The following is a 3,880-nucleotide window of genomic DNA, read 5'->3' on the forward strand; positions in this document are numbered from 1 at the left end:
GTCGCGCCGCAGCAGGCCGCCGGGCTCGAGGCGGCGCTGCAGGCGGCCAACCTGCTCGACGCGTGGGTGTGCGCCGAGACCGAGCTGCCGCCGCACGCGTCCGACCAGTTCCTGGTGCCGTTGCCGCCCGACCAGCGGCCCGCCGGGCGCACGCTCGCCGATGTGCTGGTGGTGGAGGACGATTCGCCGTCACTGACGATTCCGCGCGAGACCGTCGCCGGGGTCCTCGCCTCCATCGCCCTCGTCGAGTCGCCGCACGCCACGGCCACCGGTGCGGGAGCGGACAAGGCGCACATCGTCTCCGGGGCCGCCGCGCAGCCGGTCGGCGTCGAGGGGCAGCTGACCGTCGCCACCGACGGCCGCTATCGCCAAGGTGTGCAGACCGGTCGGCACGTCAAGACCGACGCCGAGTTCGTCGGCACCACCGCCCGCGCCCGCCGCCGCGAGCTGCGGCTGGCCGAATTGGCCGCTGCCATCGAAACGGCCGTCACCGAGGCCGAGACCGCCCAGACCGACGAGCAGGCCGCCACGGCCGAACTGGGCCGGATTTCGGCCGCCGCCAAGGCGCTTCCACGCACCACCGCCGTGACCGCCGCCCTGCGCGGCGTGGCCGAGGCGGCGGGCATGCTGCGCTCGCGCTCGGAGGCGGCCGCCCAGGCCGGGCGGGGCCTCGATCAGGCGGTGGCCGAATACACCAACGCGGACAAGAAGGTTCGCGCCATCGCCGCCGACCACCGCGCGCCCCGCGACCCGGTCGCGCTGGACGCGCTGGCGGCCGCGGTCCGGCATTTCGAGAACGCCGGAACCGCCCTGCTGCGCCTGCGCGGCGACCATCAGCGCGAACACGAGCGGGCCCGCGAGGCCGGGGACCGCCTCGACGAATCCAAGGATCTGGCCGAGGCGTTCGCCGAGGAGGCCGAGGCCGCCCGCTCGGGATACGAAGAGCAGCTGCGCAAGCTGGAGACCCTGCGCGAGGCGCTGGGCGCCGGAGCCGCCGACATCGATCGCGAACTGGAACTGGCCCGCGAACGCATCGACGCCGCCCGCGCCGAGCAGAAGGCCGCCCGCAAGGCCGCGGCCGAGGCCATCGAGGCGGTCGGCGCCGCCGAGGGCGCGCACCGCGCCGCCCACGACACCCTGGGCACCGCGCTCACCGAATTGCTCGCCGACGTCCGCCATCTCGCCCCGTACGCGCGCCCGGACCTGCTCAGCCTGCTGGGCGCGCCCGCCGAATGCCGCTGGCCCGCGAGCGACGCCGCCTGGTCCACCCCCGAGCAGCTGCTGTACCGCATCGAGAACGGCGATCCGGAGCAGGAGCCGGCCGTGCTGCCCGCCGAGGTGGCCGCCCTGCTCGAGAACCTCACCACCGCAACCGCTTCGGTGCGCGCGGGCGAGGCGGCCCGCAAGGCCACCCGCAGCGCCGTCACCACCGCCCTGCAGGAGTTCGACGCCGCGCTCGCCGCGGCGCGCCAGGACTACCGCCTGCACTGGGACGCCGCCGACGGCCTCACCGTGGTGCAGGTGCACGACGACCACGGGCTGTCCGCGCTGGCCGATTTCGCCGAGCGCATCGGCGCGGCCCGGCGCGATCAGGAGCTGCTGCTCACCGACGCCGAGCGCCGCATCCTCGAGGACGCGCTGCTGACCGGGCTGGCCCAGCAGATCCACGAACGCACCTCCGACGCCCGCGATCTCATCGTCCGCATGGGCGCGGAGATGAAGCAGCGCCGGATGTCCTCGGGCAACACCATCGGCGTGCACTGGGTGCTGGCCGACAACCTGTCCGAACCGGCGCGCGCGGTGTGCAAGCTGCTCGACCGCGACTCCGCCGACCTCACCCCGGAGGACCTGTCGACGGTCCGCGCCTACTTCGCGGCCGAGATCCGCACCGCCCGCGCCGCGCACCCGGAGCGCTCGTTCCCCGAAATCCTCGCGGCCACCCTCGATTACCGCACCTGGCGGGTGTTCTCGTTCACCATCCTCACCGCCGACGGCACCGAGGACCGCCTCACCGTGGCCCGCCACAGCGCGCTCTCCGGCGGCGAACAGTCGGTCTCGCTGCACCTTCCGCTGTTCGCGGCCGCGCACGTGATGCTCGACTCCGCCGACCCGCAGGCCCCGCGCCTGCTGGCGCTGGACGAGGCCTTCGCCGGCGTGGACGACAACGGGCGCAGCGAACTGCTCGGGCTCTCGGTGCAATTCGATCTGGACCTGTTCATGACCGGCTACGACCTCTGGATCACCTATCCGCACGTGCCCGCCTGCGCGCACTACGATCTGGCGCACTCGGCGGCCGAGAACACCGTCAGCGCCACGCTGCTGGTGTGGGATTCCGACGATCTGCTGGCCGAGCACGACGGCACCGATCTCACCTCGGCCCTGGGCTCCCCCAACCGCCGGCGCCTGCCGCACGGGCTCGAGGGCGCGATCCCGATGGACGAGGAACTCGAGCTGACCGATTGATCCGGATCCGGGCATCGGCAACCCCACTGGACGCGGGTCGCAGCGGCGGGTTCGTACTGCTTTGACGGACACCCCAATCCGCGTGTCGCAGTGCGGCGCGCCGTAAGGATTGGACCAACGGCAAACCAACAGTTTCGCGGTTGGGCGTGTATCGACTAGAAATGTCTTCCGTGCCTACCGGAATCACGTGCCAGCCATCGGGAGTCCCTGGACGGGGGACCAATTGACGATCGACAACCCGCGCGAGGACGACGTCACCCAGCTGGCGCTACGGGTCGAGAAGGCCCGCGGCCGGCTGGCCTACCAATACGATCCCGCGCTGACCGACGCCCTGTCGGAGAACGAGCTCGTCGCCGAGCGTGAGCTCGCCGAGCGCATTCGCGAGCAGGAGCGCGCGCAGCGCTGGAAGTACGCCGAAGCCACGGCGGCCGCGGCGGATCGTGCCCGCCAGACCTCCGAAGAGATTGAGAAGGCCGACATTCGCGACTTGCTGCTCGCCCGCAAGGCGATCGCCGCGCAGCGGCGGGAATCGAGCCCCCACGCCAAACTGGCGTCGCTGTACAAGCATCGGGCGTGGAGCCAGCGCGCGCTCGCCGGTGTCGTCGCGGCCGGCATGCTCTGGTCCGCGGTCAACGTGCAGCACAACATCGCGCCCGGCGGCGCCTCCGATCCCCTCTACTGGTTCAGCTACCTGCTCGAAGGCATGATCAGCGTCTGCCTCGTGATCATCATGATCGGCACCAACAAGGTCGCCGAGTGGGGCGTGATCGACAGCCGCCGCCAGGTCGTGGTGGCCGAGATGGCGCTGCTGAGCCTGACCGTCATCCTCAACACCTACCCGTACCTGAAGAACGGCAGCTGGTACGACGTGGCGGTGCACGCCATCGCGCCGGTGATGATCGGTGTGGCGCTGCTGATCCACAATGCCGCGGCCTCCCGGTACGGCCTGGCCATCGTGCGCGCCACCGACCAGATCCGGGACCTGCCCGACCCGGGTGAGCAGATCCGCCGCTCCATGCCCACGGTCGTGGCCTGGCCGACCCGCCCGACGCCGACCTCCGCGACGCCGACGGCGAACGGTCCCGCCGCACTGACCGCGGGGCCCGCCGAGCCCGAGAAAACCGTTGACGCGGAAGCCCAAGTGGTCGAACCTCGGCCCACCGCCAAGGCCGAAAGCCAGGCGGAACCCGCGAAGTCCGCGGACAAGGAGCGTCGCTCGGCGACGGGCAAAAGTCGCAAGCCCGAGGAGGACAACGAACGGTCACCGCTCGCCGATCTGACCGATCCGGTTCCCCCGCTGAATGTCTATGACACCGGCCAGTTCCGGATCGCCGAGACACTCGAGCAGGAACTCGCCGAACTGCAGGCCGCCCGCCGCCGCGCCCGCGCCGCGTCGCGCCCCCGCAACGGCGCCGCC

At 72.0% G+C, this 3,880-nt stretch carries 2 protein-coding genes; both read left to right on the forward strand.

What is annotated here, in order from left to right; all coding sequences use genetic code 11:
* A partial coding sequence (locus ACWELJ_RS33660; protein WP_452370106.1) for an SbcC/MukB-like Walker B domain-containing protein occupies positions 1 to 2,463 on the forward strand: 2,463 nt, incomplete at its 5' end.
* A 223-nt stretch (positions 2,464 to 2,686) separates the two neighbouring features.
* The coding region (locus tag ACWELJ_RS33665) for a hypothetical protein (protein ID WP_452370107.1) at positions 2,687 to 3,880 on the forward strand (1,194 nt) is incomplete at its 3' end.

This window comes from Nocardia sp. NPDC004582 (genome assembly GCF_053602115.1).